The following is a 1,692-nucleotide window of genomic DNA, read 5'->3' as shown; positions in this document are numbered from 1 at the left end:
TCCCCGTGTAGGCCAAGTGGACGTACACGCCCAAGCGCGGCTGGGAGGTCGCCCGACCGGGCGGCGGCCGGGCCTCCTTCTTCCCCGACCCTCTGCCACCAACGGAGTTCCCGTGCTGCCCGAATCCATCCCCACCGTACGGCTCACCGCCCACTACCTCTCCCTCGACGGCCGCCCCCTGAGCGGGAGCGTCGAGTTCAAGCCGCCGGCGCTGCTCACCCACGCGGAGACCGACCTCTTCGTCGGCGGCCCGACCGTCGCCACCCTCGACTCCGAGGGGCGGATCGACGTCATCCTCCCGGCCACCGACGCCGAGGGCTGGAACCCGTTCGGCTGGACGTACGCCGTCACCGAGCGGATCGCCGGCGTCGGCCGCAACCGCTCCTACCGCATCGCCCTGCCCGCCGCCGTCACCGAGATGGACCTCGCCGACATCGCCCCCGCCGATCCGGCGGGAGCGCAGTACGTGAGCGTGCCCGGTCCCGCGGGCCCGCAGGGCGCACCGGGGCCGCAGGGCCCGGCCGGTCCGGTCCGCTCCGTCAACGGGCGCACCGAGACCGACATCATCCTGGCCGCCGCCGACGTCGGCGCCGTCGCCACCTCCGCCGTGGGCCGGGCGGGCGGGATCGCCCAGCTCGACGCCGTGGGTAAGGTGCCGCTCGCGCAGCTCCCGAACGGAACCGGTCAGGGCGTCACGTCCGTCAACGGAAAGACCGGCGCCATCACCCTCGCGGCGGCCGATCTGGGCGCGCTCACCCCCGCCACCGCCGACGCCCGGTACCTGGCGATCGGCGCCGCGCCCGTCACGTCCGTGAACGGCCAGACCGGTGCCGTGAAGCTGACCTCGGGCGACCTCGGCGCGGTCTCCGCCGACCAGGCCGTGCTGCTCACCGGAGCCCAGACCGTCGACGGGGCCAAGACGTTCTCCACCGTGCCCACCGTCTCCGCCGACCCGGCCAACGCCAACCAGCTCGTGCGCCGCTCCTACGTGGACACGGTGGCCGCCTCCGGTACCTGGACACCGGCCTCGGTCGGGTTCAAGGCCTGGGCCTTCGACCCGGCGGCGTCCTCGGTGACCAGCCCGCAGTACTGCATCAACGGCACCGTCTACCTCATCGGCGTACCCCTGACCAGCGCGGCGACCATCACCAACGTCGTCTTCTACGTGCCCGGATTCGCGGGGAGCGGTCTCGCCGCCACCTCGTACGCCGGCCTCTACACCAGCGCCGGGACCCGGGTCGGTGTCACCGGCACCCTCGACAAGCTGATCACCAAGACCGAGGGCACCACCTTCGTCCTGAAGCTGACGACGGCCTACGCCGCCGCGGCCGGCAACTACTGGGTGGCGCTGCTGGTCAACGGCCCCGACCCGAAGACCAACGGCCCCGCCTTCATGGTGGGCGCCAGCGTCGGCAACAACCCGGGCGGCAGCGCCCGGATGCCCGGCGCCTTCGTCCGGCACGCCCGGCTCGCCGCCACCGGCCTGACCTCGCTGCCCACCTCGTTCACCCCGTCGACCGTCGTCGCGGACGCCAACGCCATCTGGGCCGCCGTCTCCTGACCGGCGCCCCACTCCCGGCGGGCGGCCCGTGGGCGACCCCCCCCGCCCGCCGGCCCCCCCCCCCCCCCCCCCCCCCCCCCCCCCCCCCCCCCCCCCCCCCCGAGGGGGAACCAAGGCCACCCCCCCACCCC

Annotated in this window: 1 protein-coding gene; it reads left to right on the top strand. The window is 74.8% G+C overall.

All coding sequences use genetic code 11. The features are described 5' to 3' along the window. Positions 1 to 112: 112 nt before the first annotated feature. A complete protein-coding gene (locus ABZ371_RS32405) occupies positions 113 to 1,561 on the top strand; it encodes a phage tail protein (RefSeq protein ID WP_358686479.1) in 1,449 nt (482 codons plus the stop codon). Positions 1,562 to 1,692: the final 131 nt, after the last annotated feature.

Origin of the sequence: Streptomyces sp. NPDC005899, assembly GCF_040629645.1 — a bacterium.
GTDB lineage: Bacteria > Actinomycetota > Actinomycetes > Streptomycetales > Streptomycetaceae > Streptomyces.
Note: the sequence above shows the minus strand (reverse complement) of the source record. Positions and strands in the feature narration are given on the sequence as shown.